Source organism: Dellaglioa sp. BT-FLS60 (assembly GCF_054941065.1).
Window position 1 is genome coordinate 116,328 of the sequence record NZ_JBSOLI010000034.1, and the last position, 16,409, is coordinate 132,736.

Annotated in this window: 20 protein-coding genes and 1 pseudogene; 17 read left to right on the plus strand and 4 right to left on the minus strand. The window is 31.7% G+C overall.

What is annotated here, in order from left to right; genetic code table 11:
- The first annotated feature begins 78 nt into the window (after window positions 1–78).
- The 4 genes from ACVQ8P_RS06110 to ACVQ8P_RS06125 all read left to right on the plus strand — a co-directional run bounded on the left by ACVQ8P_RS06110 (window position 79) and on the right by ACVQ8P_RS06125 (window position 2,770).
- Window positions 79–255: an ATP-binding cassette domain-containing protein gene (locus tag ACVQ8P_RS06110; RefSeq protein ID WP_462298257.1), complete on the plus strand. Its 177-nt coding sequence runs from the start codon at window positions 79–81 to the stop codon at window positions 253–255.
- A gap of 310 nt (window positions 256–565) precedes the next feature.
- On the plus strand, window positions 566–916 hold the full coding sequence (locus tag ACVQ8P_RS06115) for a DUF1516 family protein (protein ID WP_462298258.1): 351 nt from the start codon (window positions 566–568) through the stop codon (window positions 914–916).
- 85 nt (window positions 917–1,001) lie between these two features.
- Entirely contained in the window at window positions 1,002–1,613 is a 612-nt protein-coding gene (locus ACVQ8P_RS06120; RefSeq protein ID WP_462298260.1) for an ATP-binding cassette domain-containing protein, read from the plus strand.
- Window positions 1,613–2,770 (plus strand): hypothetical protein, encoded by a 1,158-nt coding sequence (locus ACVQ8P_RS06125; protein ID WP_462298262.1) that lies wholly within the window; start codon window positions 1,613–1,615, stop codon window positions 2,768–2,770. Before ACVQ8P_RS06120 ends, ACVQ8P_RS06125 begins: the two co-directional genes overlap by 1 nt.
- 843 nt (window positions 2,771–3,613) lie before the next feature.
- On the opposite strand, the gene ACVQ8P_RS06130 is transcribed toward ACVQ8P_RS06125, so the two are convergent.
- Genes ACVQ8P_RS06130 through ACVQ8P_RS06140 form a run of 3 tightly spaced genes read right to left on the minus strand, consistent with a single transcriptional unit; the run spans window position 3,614 to window position 5,153 of the window.
- Window positions 3,614–4,303, minus strand: a complete 690-nt coding sequence (locus tag ACVQ8P_RS06130; protein WP_462298264.1) for an ATP-binding cassette domain-containing protein — start codon at window positions 4,301–4,303, stop codon at window positions 3,614–3,616.
- A gap of 12 nt (window positions 4,304–4,315) precedes the next feature.
- Entirely contained in the window at window positions 4,316–4,846 is a 531-nt protein-coding gene (locus ACVQ8P_RS06135) for a DUF1700 domain-containing protein (protein ID WP_462298266.1), read from the minus strand.
- Window positions 4,836–5,153, minus strand: a complete 318-nt coding sequence (locus tag ACVQ8P_RS06140) for a PadR family transcriptional regulator (RefSeq protein WP_462298268.1) — start codon at window positions 5,151–5,153, stop codon at window positions 4,836–4,838. Before ACVQ8P_RS06140 ends, ACVQ8P_RS06135 begins: the two co-directional genes overlap by 11 nt.
- 170 nt (window positions 5,154–5,323) lie before the next feature.
- Between ACVQ8P_RS06140 and ACVQ8P_RS06145 the strand changes: the two genes are divergently transcribed.
- The 10 genes from ACVQ8P_RS06145 to ACVQ8P_RS06190 all read left to right on the plus strand — a co-directional run bounded on the left by ACVQ8P_RS06145 (window position 5,324) and on the right by ACVQ8P_RS06190 (window position 12,111).
- Window positions 5,324–6,931, plus strand: coding sequence for a YfhO family protein (locus tag ACVQ8P_RS06145; RefSeq protein WP_462298270.1), 1,608 nt, complete (start codon window positions 5,324–5,326; stop codon window positions 6,929–6,931).
- Entirely contained in the window at window positions 6,912–7,334 is a 423-nt protein-coding gene (locus ACVQ8P_RS06150; RefSeq protein ID WP_462298271.1) for a GNAT family N-acetyltransferase, read from the plus strand. The genes ACVQ8P_RS06145 and ACVQ8P_RS06150 overlap by 20 nt, the downstream gene beginning before the upstream one ends.
- Window positions 7,335–7,356: 22 nt before the next feature.
- Window positions 7,357–8,490, plus strand: a complete 1,134-nt coding sequence (locus tag ACVQ8P_RS06155) for a low temperature requirement protein A (RefSeq protein WP_462298273.1) — start codon at window positions 7,357–7,359, stop codon at window positions 8,488–8,490.
- Between the two features lie 154 nt (window positions 8,491–8,644).
- Window positions 8,645–9,016, plus strand: coding sequence for a GntR family transcriptional regulator (locus ACVQ8P_RS06160; protein WP_462298274.1), 372 nt, complete (start codon window positions 8,645–8,647; stop codon window positions 9,014–9,016).
- On the plus strand, window positions 9,009–9,881 hold the full coding sequence (locus ACVQ8P_RS06165; protein ID WP_462298275.1) for an ATP-binding cassette domain-containing protein: 873 nt from the start codon (window positions 9,009–9,011) through the stop codon (window positions 9,879–9,881). The genes ACVQ8P_RS06160 and ACVQ8P_RS06165 overlap by 8 nt, the downstream gene beginning before the upstream one ends.
- Complete coding sequence (locus ACVQ8P_RS06170) at window positions 9,874–10,581, plus strand: hypothetical protein (protein WP_462298276.1); 708 nt, start codon at window positions 9,874–9,876, stop codon at window positions 10,579–10,581. The genes ACVQ8P_RS06165 and ACVQ8P_RS06170 overlap by 8 nt, the downstream gene beginning before the upstream one ends.
- Window positions 10,582–10,715: 134 nt before the next feature.
- A complete protein-coding gene (locus tag ACVQ8P_RS06175) occupies window positions 10,716–11,024 on the plus strand; it encodes a PadR family transcriptional regulator (RefSeq protein WP_462298277.1) in 309 nt (102 codons plus the stop codon).
- Complete coding sequence (locus tag ACVQ8P_RS06180) at window positions 11,024–11,626, plus strand: DUF1700 domain-containing protein (protein ID WP_462298278.1); 603 nt, start codon at window positions 11,024–11,026, stop codon at window positions 11,624–11,626. The genes ACVQ8P_RS06175 and ACVQ8P_RS06180 overlap by 1 nt, the downstream gene beginning before the upstream one ends.
- Window positions 11,619–11,951 carry a hypothetical protein gene (locus tag ACVQ8P_RS06185; RefSeq protein ID WP_462298279.1) on the plus strand — a complete coding sequence of 111 codons (333 nt, stop codon included), beginning with the start codon at window positions 11,619–11,621 and terminating at the stop codon, window positions 11,949–11,951. Before ACVQ8P_RS06180 ends, ACVQ8P_RS06185 begins: the two co-directional genes overlap by 8 nt.
- Window position 11,952: 1 nt before the next feature.
- Window positions 11,953–12,111, plus strand: coding sequence for a hypothetical protein (locus ACVQ8P_RS06190; protein WP_462298281.1), 159 nt, complete (start codon window positions 11,953–11,955; stop codon window positions 12,109–12,111).
- Between the two features lie 129 nt (window positions 12,112–12,240).
- Here the strand turns inward: ACVQ8P_RS06190 and ACVQ8P_RS06195 are convergent.
- A pseudogene (locus ACVQ8P_RS06195) lies at window positions 12,241–12,585 on the minus strand (IS30 family transposase); the annotation flags it as partial.
- A gap of 193 nt (window positions 12,586–12,778) precedes the next feature.
- Here ACVQ8P_RS06195 and ACVQ8P_RS06200 point away from each other — a divergent pair.
- The 3 genes from ACVQ8P_RS06200 (at window position 12,779) to ACVQ8P_RS06210 (ending at window position 16,357) form a co-directional block, all read left to right on the plus strand.
- Complete coding sequence (locus ACVQ8P_RS06200; protein ID WP_462298283.1) at window positions 12,779–13,831, plus strand: hypothetical protein; 1,053 nt, start codon at window positions 12,779–12,781, stop codon at window positions 13,829–13,831.
- 114 nt (window positions 13,832–13,945) lie between these two features.
- Window positions 13,946–15,352, plus strand: coding sequence for a C69 family dipeptidase (locus tag ACVQ8P_RS06205; RefSeq protein ID WP_462298284.1), 1,407 nt, complete (start codon window positions 13,946–13,948; stop codon window positions 15,350–15,352).
- 111 nt (window positions 15,353–15,463) lie between these two features.
- Window positions 15,464–16,357 carry a hypothetical protein gene (locus ACVQ8P_RS06210; RefSeq protein ID WP_462298286.1) on the plus strand — a complete coding sequence of 298 codons (894 nt, stop codon included), beginning with the start codon at window positions 15,464–15,466 and terminating at the stop codon, window positions 16,355–16,357.
- Window positions 16,358–16,409: the final 52 nt, after the last annotated feature.

The window sequence follows — 16,409 nt, forward strand, 5'->3', positions numbered from 1 at the left end:
TATCGTTGATATGATTGTTAGCAGATAAATTTTTAAGATATCGGCAGAATTGACAATGTCTTATTTTAGGAGATTAATATGGAACCAGTAATTTTCATCAAAGATTTACAAATAAAATTAGATAGTGAAAAAGTAATTGATTTCCAAAATAAAATAATTGAAATAAATGCAGGTGATAAAGTTGCATTATTAGGAAAAAATGGAGCTGGAAAAACAACTTTAATTAATGCTGCTTTAATAAAAGTACCTCTATAGATTATTATACAGAACGAAAGAAATTTGTCCGTAAATACATTATAGGGGTACCAGAAAAATTATGAAATTAATACAATCAAGATCACAATTTATGCCGTAAAATAATGGCTCTACGTCAAATAGCGTTGATAAAGCAAAAAAATAGTGCCGATGATTTCTCATCAACACTCAAAAGTATAGAACAAAATAATTAAGTGAATAGAGTGAAGGATTAAGCTGTTGAAGCGTAGTCCTTCTATTTTTTGGCTTCTTGCTTTAATAACAAATAATGATATGCTAATACTGTTATTAATATATAAGGAGGCTCATTATGATTTGGTTATGGATACATCTTATTACATGGGTTGTGATAGCAATTTTAGTGTTACTTACAGTCTTTACAAATTCTAATACAAAAATTTATCAAATGATTACACGCCTAGGTTATCTGGTTTCGATTGCTAGTGGGATTATGCTACTAGGATATGCATGGCAGGATAATCCAATTTTGACAGTCATTAAACTGATTGGTGCCCTCGTATTTATTGGGTTAGTTGAAATGACTTTTGCTCGAAAGAATAGAAATCAATTAAACAAGGGGATTATCTACGCAGTTGTTATTTGCTGCATAGTTGTAGGGGTTTTAGGACTTATCCTTGCAGGTGGAAGACCTTTTATTTAATTAGTATTTTGAGCGACGATTAATTTTATAAAGCAGAAGGCTACTCTATTAGTGTGGTTTTCTGTTTTTTTTATTTGGAGGAAAAATGATAACGATTAAAAATTTATCTATACGTACTGAAACTTTAAAAATATTAGACTCGACTGATTATACTTTTAATGATGGGTTGAATTTGATTGTGGCGCAAAATGGTCTTGGTAAGACAACTTTATTAAGGGCATTGCTTAATTTAATACCGTCAACGAGTGATGAAATTTTATTTGACGGGAAGAACTTAACAAAAAATAAAAATGCTATATTCTTTTATGAGAATACTGATTGGTTTGATAAAAACTTAACAGCAATGGACTATTTAGAATTCACTAAGAAAAAGTGGCAGTCATCTATTGATATAATGCATGTTATTCAAGAATTCAAAATGGATGATTATTATAATAAACCTATTAAAAAGTATTCTTTAGGCATGAAACAAAGAGTATTAATTGCGATGTATGAAATAAGTGATGCAACATATTTTTTAATGGACGAAATAAATAATGGCTTAGATGAAGAATCTAGAAATATTTTATATTCTTTTTTGAATAGAGTGAAAAAAAACAAGACTATTTTAGTTACAACTCATTATAAAAGTGAGATGGAAGCTATTGCTGATGAAATAGTGACAATAGAAAATTTTAAATTAAAGGAATATAAATAATGAATTATTTTAAATTTTTAATAAAAAAGATAATAAAAGATAAGTTGACCATTAGCATGATTTTAATTATGCTGATTACGGTGTTTTTTGTATTTGTTCAAAATGTAAGAACAAAGCCTTCGGTCTCTTTAGAAAATACAGTATCTTCTGATATGAATGCTGTCAAAAAAACGATAACTGGGAACAAAAAAATAATTAATAGTTCTAAAAGTTCGTTAGCAGATGTGAAATCCGCCAAAATTGATTTAAAATTGGCTAAGCTTCAATTTAAAGAAGATCAAACTTTGTTAAAAGCAAAAAGAAATAATAAAATTGATGAGCTTTACCGTATATTAACAAAACAAAATAAAGTGATGCTTGCTTCTTTCAAGAATACAGACAGTGGTGATAAAGAAACAATGACTGCCATAAAAAAAGAAGGAATTCGCCTTAAAGCGTTTAAAAAAGCAAGGATAAACTACGAACCAGAATCATATCCCACTAAAAGTTTTTCATTTACAACGGAATTATTTAAATATATCATTCCAATTTTATTTGTATTAATAAGTATTTTCTTGCTAGTACAGAATTTTTCAAAAACATTTTATAATAAATTAGATAAAAGTAAATTATTACCTGGTTCTAGTGTAATTAATGCGACAACTGAAATAAAAGCTGGATTTAGTGCTCTTTCCATTTTGTTAGTGATAACGGTTGCTGCATCATTTTTAATTGCAGGAATAGCATCAGGGTTTGATAGTCCTAATTTTCCTATTTTTGAATATGGAGCTAATAATTCGATGGTTTATGTACCAATATGGATAGTTCTTTTAAAATCAGTTATTTTATTTTGGCTATGTTTATCAAATATAACTATTATTACTTATTTTTTAGTCAGTTTATTAAGAAATAAAATGGGTGCTCTATTAGTATCTATTTTAGTCATACTTGGGACGGAAATATTAACGACAATAGTTGAACCATTACAGGCAGTAGCCAATCTATTACCAACCACTTATTTGTACAGTCTCTCTGTTGTGTCAGGGGAATCTAGGGTGAGTTACAATAATAGTTTGATAACGTTCGATAATGGAATACTATTAATGATAGTAGTAGTAATTATATTCTCATTTTTAACAGTATTAATTAGGAAAAAAGATATTTTTCTAAAGATATAAAGGATTCTGTAATGATGATTTTGGGATGATAACTTACTTCTAAACTAAAGATATGTAAAAAGGTGTTGTCATAAGAGGACAACACCTTTTTTGTGATTTCATAATAGGGGAACGAGTTCAACTATTATTTAGTCTAAAGTTAATGTTAAATAATTGATGGTGCTTTTTTTGTGAATAATGATGAAAAGTAATAAACACATAATGAAGCTAGAAAAGTTGAATAGTGTCGTATATAAAACAAAGATATTCATATGGGTAAATAACTCAATTTGTAAAATATTAGTATATATCGGGATCACTAAATGTGAAGAGCTAAGACCGATAATCCAGTGTTGAATTTTATTACCGTAGATTGACATAAATGAGAAAAAAGTAATGAACATAAAGGTTAAATTAATTAGAAGGCATAGGATAAGACCTACCTTGGCTGTTCTGAGTGGCTTTATCAATAGAAGAGATAAACTAAAAAGCATAAAAAAGGATGCAAGTGAGACCAACTTAGGTATGCCAAAATAAGAAAAATGTGTAAAAGCGGATTGATTATTTCCAAGATTAATTTCTAGAAAACCAACAAATGAGTATAACCAAAGAATAATTAAGGCAATACAACTTTTAATGGCTAATAACCGTTCGTTTGAAAAAGGCATAATATGTAGTAAAGAATCATTTCCTAGATAGTAAAAATTTAGGCAGTCATAAGCTAAATATAACGTCAAAATTGTGACTGATACAGTAAACCAAAGTGAATGGACTAAACTTATATTTTGAGAAGTATAAAACAATGAGATAATTAGAAAAATGAGTTCAATGAAAAAGGGAATAGAAACTTTAAATGCTGTTTTTTTAGTTATTATATAAATGAGCCGAGTCATTGCTCATTACCTCCTTAAATATTTTTTCTAATGGTTCGTTGTATTTTTCTTTTAAGTCGCTAACAGATTCATGCAATAAAATACGGCCTTGATTAATGAAAATAACGGAATCAAAAATGTAGTCAATATCTTGAATTAAGTGTGTGCTCATTAGAATATTGCTATCTTTGGGTCGATTTTCTAATATAATTTTTAATAAAATATCACGTGTTAATGGATCAACAGCTGCTAAAGGTTCATCAAAAATGTAAAAACCGACTTTTCTAGCTAATGTTAATACAATATGAATTTGTTCATGCATTCCTTTAGAACCATCATGAATTTTCATGTTTAAATCTAATGCTAATTTTGAAAAAATGGTTTTAGCTTTAGCTTTATCAAAATCAGGATAGACAGATGAATATAAATCAATAGAATTTTGTATGGTCATTCCTTCATACAAAAAAGAGTTATCGGGGCAATATGCAATTGTATTTTCTGAAAGATTAATGTTTCCAGAATAGGTATTAATGTTGCCAACTAATAAGTTAATTAAAGTTGTTTTACCTGCACCATTAGGACCGAGAAAACCGATTATTTTACCCCTTTCAGCTAAGGAAATAGTAATAGATTTTAAAGCGGTTCTTTTCCCATATTTAACTGTTATATTTTTTAATTCCACGTTATTTCCTCCTTACGAAATTTTATGCCATAAATTCTTTTTAAAAATAAGATTTAATGCTAATTTTCCTTTTTGTGTATATTTGAATGCTGCTAAGGCAGTCACCATCATGGCTACTGAAATTAGTAATTGAAGTAGCACGCCACCTTGAACGGGAAACCTTAGTAGTAAGCCAATTAATAAAATTAAAGGTGAAAAGATAAAGAATATTTCAAAGGCTTGCAATAAATAAATGATTAAAAGTAAACAAGTATATAAAAATATCGGTAGAATAAGTGAAGGATGTTGAAAAAGTAGGATGCCACTTAATTGAATAGTAGGGATAGTGTTATTAGTGTTTGATTCCTTATTTGATAGTTGTTCTGCAAGTGCTTTGGTAGGGCCTAAATGTTTAATGATGTCAGTATCTACTTCGTTATTATCATAAGCTGCTTCAAAATAATCATCATAGTCTGCAATAATGGTGCTAACTTGTTGTTTATTTATCCCAAAATTTAGTAAGTTATTTTTTAGTGATTGTAAATATTTTTCTTTAGTCAGCATCTTGTGAAGCCTCCAGTTTATTAATAATAGTTGAAATATCCTGCCATTGTTCAAGTAAAGTTTTTAGATATTTTTCTCCTTCAGGCAGGAGATGGAAATATTTTCGACTACGTTTTCCATTTGGAATATCATAAGAAGAAATCATATCTTTGGATTCTAAGCGTCTAAGAACGGGATACACAGCACCTTCAGTAACCCCAATTGATTTTGTGACAAATTTTGACATAGTGTAGGCGTAATCGTCTTGTGATTGAAGTTGAAGTAATAAAATTAGATCTAAAACACCTTTATTAAGTTGAGAGTTCATTAATTTTAGTTCGCTCCATTTCTAGTGTACCTATTTTAACTGCACAGACAGTATACAATAAATACTATTTTTTGAATAGTATTTATTTGATTTTTTTGTCTTAATTTTGAATGTATAATATACTTTAAGAATAATGTTAATTGTTAGACTTAAATTTTAAAGGAGCTTTTATGTCACGTAAAAATAAAATTTTGATGATACTGTTATTTTTAGGTATTTCAATACTTGTTATACTACCGTTTGTTTTATCCAATAAAATTTATGTTAATGATGATTTTTTATTTCATAAAAATAGACTACTGGCTTATTATCATTCAGTTGTGGTGAATAAGAATCTACATCCTATGATTTTTGGAAGTATGGCTAAAGGATATGGATATGCGGCTGATTTATTTTACCCTTCTTATATTTTGTTGCCTTTTGTCTTTTTCTACTATTTAGGATTTGGCTTTATAAAAGCCTATTATTTATTGCTAGCGACATATACGTTAGCCACTTTAATCATAGGATTTTATACTGCACAACATTTCTTTAGAAATAGGCGAACGGCGTTATTGGCGACAATTGCTTACACTTGCGGCACCTATCGGTTAATGGATCTATTTATTCGTGGCGATCTGGGGGAAATTGGTGCTTTTATTTTTCTGCCTTTAGTCGTATTGGGTTTCCATATGGTTTACAAAAATGAGAAAAAAGGCATCTTAGTATTAGCGATTGGCTTGGGATTAATAACTGGCATTCATCCTATGACAACCTTGATTTGTGTCTATATCATAGGGATTACTAATATTTATTTAATAATAAAAAAGAGAAGTACGATTGCTTTTATGAAAAGACAATTTGATGCTTACCTATTCGCAATCATTTTGTCGTGTGCGACAGTGTTACCAATATTAGAACAAATGGCGCATGAAAAATATAATTTTATGGTGCATAGTTCATTATGGGGTGTAGGATTAAATTTTTCTTTGTCTAAATTAATTTATGGTTCAATGGAAAATTCGGCAGGGGTCTGGAATAATAGTTCACCTAATGTTGGGCCACTTCTGTTAGTGGTCGTGGTGATGACGCTATTTATGTATCAAAAGAGTTCACTCTTGATCAAACGACTACTCATTATCACAATCATTTTTTTGGTTAGCTCAACTAATTTATTATTGTGGCCGCTTCTTAAAAATACGTGGTTCGCTAATATTCAATTTGAATGGCGACTCTTGATTTTTGCGACCTTGTTTGGCAGTTTACTTTTGGCAAAACTGTCTGAAACTAATAATCATAGGCACTTTAAGTTAGTCATTTTTTTAATTTTATCGCTAGCTATTTCGTTTAATTTTTCTGTTTTAAATAATTTTCAAGCGAATAATAATTTAACACTGACAAATAAAACGATCGTTCAAAAATATAAGTCAGGCATTGGTGGTGGATTAGATTATTTACCAAAAGGCGTCGATTATAAAGCTTTACATGAACAAAAGGGTTCAGGAACCTTTAATTTTAAACGAACAACCAGTGTTGTTTTTCCAAAAATTTATTATAAAGGGTATGTGGTGCGGACAAATAAAAATCAAGAGATTCCGACATATGCAAGTCATGGGTTTGTAGCGGCAAAAATAATGCCCGGTAAAGTGACCTATCAGCTACTTTATAAGAAGACTTTTATTCAAAAATGGGCTATTCGGGTGACCATGTTTAGTTGGTTAATTGTTATGATCTATGTGTGTGGATCTATTTGGAAAAGGAAAAGAGAGGATCAAAGAAGTGATAAGACAAGCAACTAATGCTGATATAGAAAAAATTATTCAATTATGGTATGAGGTAAATATTGAGGCACATTATTTTATTGCCAAAGATTATTGGACAAGTCATTTTGATGACGTTAAAAAAATGCTGCCTCTTGCAGAACTATATGTTTATGAGCAAAAAGGCAAAATAGTTGGTTTTATTGGGCTTGATAACACTTATATTTCAGGCATATTTGTTTCTTCCAATGCACAGTCTAACGGAATTGGAAAAGAGCTATTGGATGAGGTTAAAAAGAAGAAAACAGAATTAAGTTTGACCGTTTACCAAAAAAATAAACGGGCGATAAATTTTTATTTAAGAGAAAATTTTAAAATTAAATCAGAATCTATGGATACAGTTAATAATGAAAAAGACTATCTAATGGTGTGGAAAAAATAAATTATCTTTCAGGAGGATCAGTATGGCAGAGAAGATGGAAAAAAAGAAAGTTGAATTACCAGAATTATTTTATGATTTGGTTTTTGCTTACGCAATTTCACAGGCAACCAATTTGCTTCATCATTTTCAGGGAAGCACAGCGGATATTATTAAAGCATTTATCATCTTTTCAGTGGTTATGATTGTATTTATCAATACATGGATGATTAAAAGTGTCTTTATTAATCGTTATGGGACGAATTCGATTACTGATATTATTCTTTTTATGATTGATATGGCAATTTTACTTTATATGTCTAATGCATTTGAAGGAGATATTCAGAATTGGTTCCAACCTTTTTCAATCGCAACAGGCTTACTATCAGTCGTGTTAGTCGTTCAATACGGCACGGTATATAGCACGGCTGCCAAAAGCACTGATAAAAAAATTGCTAAATTGATGATGATGATTGTTGCAGTGCGGACAATATTAGTGTTTATTAGTGCATTTTTACCACTTAATATGGGGATTGTGGTGTTCTTGATTGGGATTGCGGTGAGTTGGGTAGTCCCTGCTCTTGTTGGCTCAGTGTTGCAGCTTCACCCACTTAATTTTCCACACATATTAGAGCGGCTAACTTTATTGACCATTATTACTTTTGGCGAAACGATTCTTAGTATTGCCTCATATTTTACTGTTAAAACGTTTAATTTTTATTCGTTGCTCATTTTTATCATTGTGGGAGCCCTTTTCATGACTTACATTACGCAAATAGATCATTATATAGAAGAGAATCGCTCTGGTGAAACAGGTATTCGCTTAATTTATGTTCATTATTTTATTCTGTTTGGATTAAGTTTAGTGACTATTGCATTAGGTTTTATTAATGAAGTTCAGATTCCAGAAAAATTTGCAGTATTATGTTTATATTTTGGGATAGGATTATTTTATCTGGGGCTATTTTTAACTAGCCCATATAATAAAAAACATTTACGATTGGGGAAGGAAGTCATTGGCTTTTTTACAACGACAACCATTGTAGGCTTATTAATAAGCCTACAATTTAATCACTTTTCAGACATTGTGATAGCAACGAGTTTTATAACGGTTGCTAACTCCGCTATGTATGTGTACTACATGATTAAACGAACAAACCAGATTGGAAGAAAAGCTTGATCACATTGAATCTCTCATGTTGCTAGACAACATGAGAGATTTTTTTTGTATTTAAGTTATTAAAAAGATAGTAGTTGCATTTAAAAATAAGAAATGGTAAGGTTAACTACATAAGTAATTAACTAATAAACAAATTAACGGAAGTGGTGATATTTTGTTTTTTGAATTTGATAATGAAACACCTCTGTATCGGCAAATTGCTGAACAGATTGAAGAAGGTATTTTTACTGGTATTTTCCCGTCTGAGAGTCAAGTACCGTCAACAACTGAAATCTCACGACAATTCAATATTAACCCGGCAACAGTTTTAAAAGGGATGAATCAACTGGTAGCTAATGGATTAATTGAAAAGAAAAGGGGACTTGGGATGTTTGTAACTAAAACGGCACAAGAGCAGATTACGGCTAAACGACAGGAAGAATTTTTTAATCATTATGTTGATACATTCATTAAAGAAGCACAACAATTAAAATTAACTAAATCAGAATTAATGGCACTTATCGAAAGGAGTTATGACAATGAGTAATTTAGAAACGAACCATCTCAAAAAAAGATTTGGTAATCAAATGGTATTGGATGATATTAATTTGCGTCTAAAGCCCAACACGATATATGCGTTGTTAGGTCGAAATGGTGCGGGTAAAAGTACATTACTGAGTATCTTAGCTAATCATATTTTCGCTTCTAGTGGATCGGTTGTTTGGCAAGATAAAGAATTAACTGATTATGATCATCCTGTGCAAGCCTTTTACTTAATGTCAGAACATAATCTTTTCGATAAGTCAGATAGCCTGAAATCAATTATGAAAAAGACGGCTTTATTACAAGGCAATTTTGATCAAGAACTTGCTGACGAGATGTTGAAGGCCTTTAAATTAAATCCCAAGAAAAAAGTAACACAATTATCAACGGGGTATCGGACTATTTTCAAAACAATTGTTGCGCTCAGTGTGCCAGCAGAATATGTTTTCTTAGATGAACCTATTCTAGGACTAGATGCTAATCACCGTGTCATGTTGTATCGCTTTATTTTAAAAGCTTATGACAATCGCCCAAGAACGGTTGTCCTTTCAACACATTTGATTGAAGAAATTGCTAATTTAGTCGAGCACGTGCTCATTTTAAAAGGCGCAAAAATCATTGTTGATACTGATTTAGAAAGCTTACTGGCTAAAAGTTACCAAATTAGTGGTCCTAAAGAATTAGTTCAGACGTATTGTGAGGGACTTCATATTTTGGATGATGACCAAATTGGAACGTTATACACGTGTTACGTCTATACTGAACTTCCCGCAGATCGCGTGATTCCTGATAACGTTGTGATTAAGCATAGTGACTTACAAGATAGCTTTATTAAATTAACTGAAGAGGAGCGTGAGGAATATGTTTAAAGCAATGTTGAAATATCGATTGGCAACTATCTGGCGGAATTTGATTATTGCATATCTGATTGTAGAAGGGGCTATGATTATTACTGAGGTTATTTTAAGTATTAAAATTGCTGATGTTTCAGTACTAACGAGTACTTTAGGTATTAGTTTGGCGGCTGGTGGCTTAATTGTGACGCAGATAACTTTAATGATTCTGTCATTTACAACAACGCGTAAGCCATTTAATTTTGGTATTCTAAACGGTATTTCTAGAAAAGTCAGCTATACTACACAATTGATTAGTCTTTTTGGGAGTCAATTAGTGACATTTGCTATTTTTTATCCACTTGTGGGACTTATCGTAAAGATGGCTCGGCCTAATATTGATATGAATATGTTTGATTTTCAATTGGTAGCTATAATTTTGGTTGTGATTTGGAGTGTAATGGCTGGAGCAATTGAAATTAGTAGCTTTGTGACATTATTTGAACACAAAATTTGGTGGTTACTTTTTATTGTGTGGATGATTATAGCACCTACATGGGGAAAATTTATGGACTTTGTTAATTTAGGAAATGATGGAAAATTTAATTTTAACCAGCCATATACTATACCTATTATATTATTAACTCAAATCGTTTTACCGCTCTTAATTGCAGGCGTGTGCCAATACTTCATGCAAACGAAACGAATTACGCTTAGTTTTAAACGGTTTAAATAAAGATATAAAATAATTTTAAGTGATAGAAAGTCTTGAAAGTGTCTACTTTTGAGGCTTTTTTTGTCTGGAAACAAATACAACGTTTGACATTATGCTATGTAACGTATAGTATTAATTTTGAAAGGAGTGAGTTGATGAATAGTCAGTTAAAAAAAGGACTGTTAGAATTTTGTGTGCTAGCGACATTAAGGACATCAGATTCGTATGGTTATCAGATTATTAAAGATACATCAGGCGTGATTGAACTTTCAGATTCAACTCTTTATCCTATTTTAAAGCGTTTAGAAAAGCAGGGTGCTATTGAAAGTTACAGTGTTGAACATAATGGACGATTACGAAAATATTATCATTTAACTGAAATAGGGTTAACCGATATTAAAACATTTTTGGATGACTGGCAACAGGTCATGACTGTCTATAATTACATAAAAGGAGCTAACTAATGAATAAAAGTAAATTTATTAAAGAGCTAGGGGAAGAACTTAAGTATTATCAGGCAACGGATATTGTTAAGACGATTGCTTATTACGATGAAATGATTGATGACCGTGTGGAGGCTGGTGAATCTGAAACTGACATTATGGCTAGTTTGGAAAAGCCAAGTCAAATTGCGATGAGTTTAGGGCAAACAGAACAACCTGAGATACAAAAAAAGGTCTCGTCCTTATCGAAAACATTTATTGTTGTTTTACTTATTTTAGGATCACCATTATGGGGGAGTCTTGTACTGACGGTTGGTATTTTAATTGCTACGGGTTATTTTTTAATTTGGTTAGTGCCAACACTTGCGGGTATTTTCGCTTTTTCATTCGTTCTTGGAGGTAGTCTTAGTTTGGTCCTATCAGCATTTGTGGTTTTTAATCAGGGATTTGTGATTGGATTGATGCAATTCGGACTTGGATTTGTGATGTCGGGTGTTGGTATTCTTTGCGCAGCAATGGCTTGGTCTTCAACCAAGTATTTAATTAAAGTTTCAGTTAGGTTGACACATTGGTTAAATCGGTTATTTAGAAGAGAATCAAAGGTCGTTGCATCAAATGATTAGGTTTATATGGCATAAATTAAGCAAAATTAGTTTAATGGTTATGGGATATTCGCTTATCTGGTTAGTTCCAGTAGGGTTAAGTATTTTTACCGCATCATTTGTCTGGGATGGTAGCCGTAGCTTAATTTTATCACCATTTGTGGGTATTCATCAGGGATTTATGATTGGGTTAATGCAATTTGGCTTAGGCTTTTTGATGCTGGGTATTGGCAATTTAGTAGTGCCGATTGCCTGGTATTCAGTCAGATATTTAATGAGATTCTCAGTAGGGTTAATGCGTTTATTAGGTAAATTTCTAAAAAGAAGATTAAAGGAGGGCGTATAAAATGTTTGAATATATACGACATAATTGGTTAAAAATTAGTCTATTTATGATTTGGTTTGGTGCAATAGTTATGTTTAGTAGCTATGCTTTATCAGGGTTTAATTTATCAGTATTTGACTATACGGGCATTCATAGTTGGGGCAGGACATTTTATTTCTAAAAATGACTAATATTAAATTATGGATTTAAAAGATATTTATTAATTAAAAGTACTTAAATCTAGAATTTTAAGATTTAAGTACTTTTAATATTTTTCTGAATATTGATTAATACGTGGCAAATTACAAGTTTAATTCGAACAAACTCTAAAATAATCAATGGCAGTTTGAAAATATGGAACTTTTAGTGGCCGATGATTAATTAAATCTAGAGCTTCTATCTAAAACATCGTTTGTAATTTGATTGAAATTAGTCTTTTTAAGAAAGAACTATCGTAATCTGCGGTTAAAATATTCGTTACTGCCATGTTCCATGGTGAATAAGGATGACAAAAATAAACATCAATTTTATGGTTCTTTTCAAGAGCTCGATATTTTGAGAATTCTTTACCATGATCAACTGTAATTGACTTTACTTGTGAACCGAAGGTTTTCATAAAACTCCTAAAGGCGTTATTTAAAGCTAAAGCTGGTCTAGTTGTCCACGTTGAAATTGTGTTAAAGTAAAAGTACTCAAAGTAATATCTCCTTTTTTGGTTGGATTAAGCTACTACCATTTTACGAGATTACTTTGAGTTTTTTTAATTTCTGTTCGAATTAATTTTAGAACTTGCCGATATTAAATGGTAAAATCGTATGTATGGAGGGCTTTAAATAAGGGGGATTAGGATGCAAAATCAATATGGCACCAGTCAATTAAAAGGTAATGTTAAAAGTAAATTATATAGTTTAAGACATCCTTTTTTTGTAAATAGTCTATTTTTAATACTTAGTATGGGCGTAATTGTGGTGGCAACTCTGCCAGGACTGATTTTTTCAATAATGGTAAATGTAATTATAAAATATTCATACGCAAATTGGTATTTAGTGTGGCTGCTAGGGGAGATTCTTTTTTCTTGGTTTGGCGTATGGGTGTTGCTGAAAATAAAACGTCAATTATTCACAAAAAATATTAATTTAGCGGTATATAGTGATGTATATGGTGTACTCAAAATAGGGGATAGCGAAGAGATTCCCGTACACGCAGAAAAGCTGACGGACATTAAATTTAAAACTAAAGGTCTTATTCGAAAAAAAGAAAATTTAAAATTCAAGTTGGATAAGCAACAATATTTTTTTCAATCAATTCAATCAAACGATGGTCAGCTTGAATATATGCATAAACAACTTCAAAATATGGACACTATTGAGTTGATAAAACCGACACTTGAAGGAATTGCTAAAAGTGAAGAAAGAAACCCAGAGCACAGATTAACTGTGATACGGCACAATCAATTATTTTTTATAATGCTTATTTTTTTAGCCATTTTAATGTTATTAGTTGAGTTGGTGATTGATGATTTTTTGTTTCCATTTCAACTCAAGTTACGCATTGCTGCATATATTTTAATAATTGGCCCCTATGTTAATTATTTAATAATTAACATAATCATTATTCGATTTTGGCGTAAAAATGTTCAAATGATAGACGTAGATGCTATTCATTTTAAACTTATTATTAATAAAGTTGAACAAGTTATTTTAAAGAAAGACATCAAAAAAAATCAGTTCATTCCTATGGCAGGAATGAGGAAGCTGGTTGATAGACGACAGTTATCTGTTAAGCTGGCTTCTAAAAAGTATAAATTAGTGGCGATAGATTCATCGGAAGCTTATCTGAATTCGCTAAATGAATTATTAAATCAGTGGCAAAGTGAAATTCGGCACAAAATGGATCAATAATGAATGAGAAGAAAAGAGAAACGGGGTAATAACTAAGGTGGTAGATAGAAACTGTTATTTTCCAGTCAAAACCGCTATACTATTAGTATTAAATCGATAAGGAGTGTTTGGAAAATGAAAAATAGAATTCAAGGTTCTTGTACATCAATTTTAGTCGGTAAGAAGGCTTCAATCGACGGATCAACAATGATTTCTCGAAATGATGATGGGCATGAAGCCTTAGATCCACAACGTTTTGTCGTGGTACAACCCGAAGACCAACCTCGTAATTACCAAGCTGTTATTAGTGGTGTGAAGGTGGAATTACCAGATAATCCAATGCGCTACACATCAATTCCAAACTCACTTTTAACGAATGGTATCTGGCCTGCAGCTGGTATTAATAGTGATAACGTAACCATGTCTGCAACGGAAACAATTACGACTAATCCCCGAATCCAAGGACTTGATCCCTATGTTGCTGGTGGAATTGGTGAAGAAGACCTTGTAACACTTGTTTTACCTTACATTCATAGTGCTAAAGAAGGGGTAGAACGTTTAGGTGATTTACTTTTAACACATGGTACTTATGAACCTAATGGTATCGCATTTTCTGATAACGACAGTATCTGGTGGCTTGAAACAATTGGTGGTCATCATTGGGCTGCTGTTCGTATTCCAGATGATGCTTACGTGGTTGCACCTAACCGTCGAAATATCGATACGTTTGATTTCGATTCAGAAGATACTCTTTGTTCTGAAGACTTACAAGTTTTGATTGATAATAATCATTTGAATCCTGATTTTGATGGTTATAATTTACGTCATATCTTTGGTAGTTCATCAATTAAAGATACCGTTTATAACAATCCTCGCACATGGTATGGTCAACAATATTTCAATCCTGAAATTAAACAAGATCCAATGGATCAAGACTTACCATTCATTTGTCGTGCGAACCGTAAAATCACAATTGAAGATGTAAAATTTGTCTTGAGTGCGCATTTTGAAAACACAGATTATGATCCTTATGGAAGTGCACCTGAGGCGATTAAAACACGTTTCCGTCCCATCGGTATTAACCGTAATCATAATGTTCATTTATTACAAGTTCGTAATGATGTCCCTGATGAAATTGCTGGGATTCATTGGTTAGCTTATGGCGCTAATACGTTTAACACAATTGTGCCATTTTACGCGAACGTTAATGATACACCAGCCTCATACAAAAATGCGACTGGCGAATTCGATTTAAACAATATGTATTGGCTTAGTTGTACGACAGCATTATTAGGCGATACGAATTACGATTTCTACGTGGATATGCGAAATACATTTGAATTGGAAGCAATGAGTGCTTACCATGAAATTCAAAATGCAACTGATAAAGCACTTGCTACGCAATCAAATAGTTCGACATTCCTAGAAGCAGCTAATGCTAAACTGGCTGCTGAATCATTAAAACGTCAAACACAATTGTTAGGTGAGATGGTTATTTCTGGTTCTGAACAAATGAAATTACGTTATAATTTGAACGATTAAATCATGGATTTAAGTCATATTATGTCAAAATAATATGACTTTTTTTTATGCAAAAATTAGTGTATAGTTTACTGATTGTTATTCAAAGATGTTTAAGGAGAGGGCTAACTTTTGAAATTGACGAAAAAATTAGTAATAGACTATTTAATTGGCTACATATTTATTTTGATTATGGTCGGATCCGCAACTGTTCTACATGATTCGGAAGTTATTTTACCGGAAATCGGGGCGTTGACAGTTGGGTTATGGATTTATAAGGAGCAAAATTGGGTGAATGAACCGAAGAAAATTTTCTTCATTCCATCTTTAACTGCCTTGATTGGATTTGGACTTAATCGATTGTTATTACCCTATAGTTTTAAGATTTTAATGTTACTTTTATTGATGGTTATCTTGTTGATTGTTGCTAAAAGTGTGCTCGCACCAGCTTTTGCGACCGGACTTTTACCAATTATTGTTAACGCAACGCACTATTCATTTATGATATCGATTTTAATCTTCACTTTTATTTTAATGGTAGTCGTTCGGTTGCGAGGAATATCACCTAAAGTTGCTGTAAAACCAGTCATTAATAAGTTAAATATGTTTATATTTTTGATGTTAGCGGTTATTTGGGTGCTTATTGTGACGATTTTAGGACACCCACAAATGGCTGCCATTCCACCAGTATTCGTTGTCTTTTTCGAGGTGTTACAAAAACCAATGTATCCTGGTAAAATGGCGATTAAACAAATAATTGCGTTGACAGCCGTAGCGGCACTTAGTGTTGTGGCATATACGTATATTGAGTCACGCTTAATTGTGATACTCATCATGTTGCCAATTGTTTTTATCATTTTACAATTACTCAAAGTTAAAATTCCAGCTGCCTATGCTTTTCCATTATTGGCAGTCATTCTGCCATACGCTATGTTCCAATCGTTGCCGTTAGCTACATTTTTTGCGAGCTGTTACTTCTTTGGGACGGCGTATTTGTATCATAAATTTATTGTGAGTAATGGGTGAAAAATGGCATAAATGATGAATTTAATACTTAGATTTAAATAATGACATATAT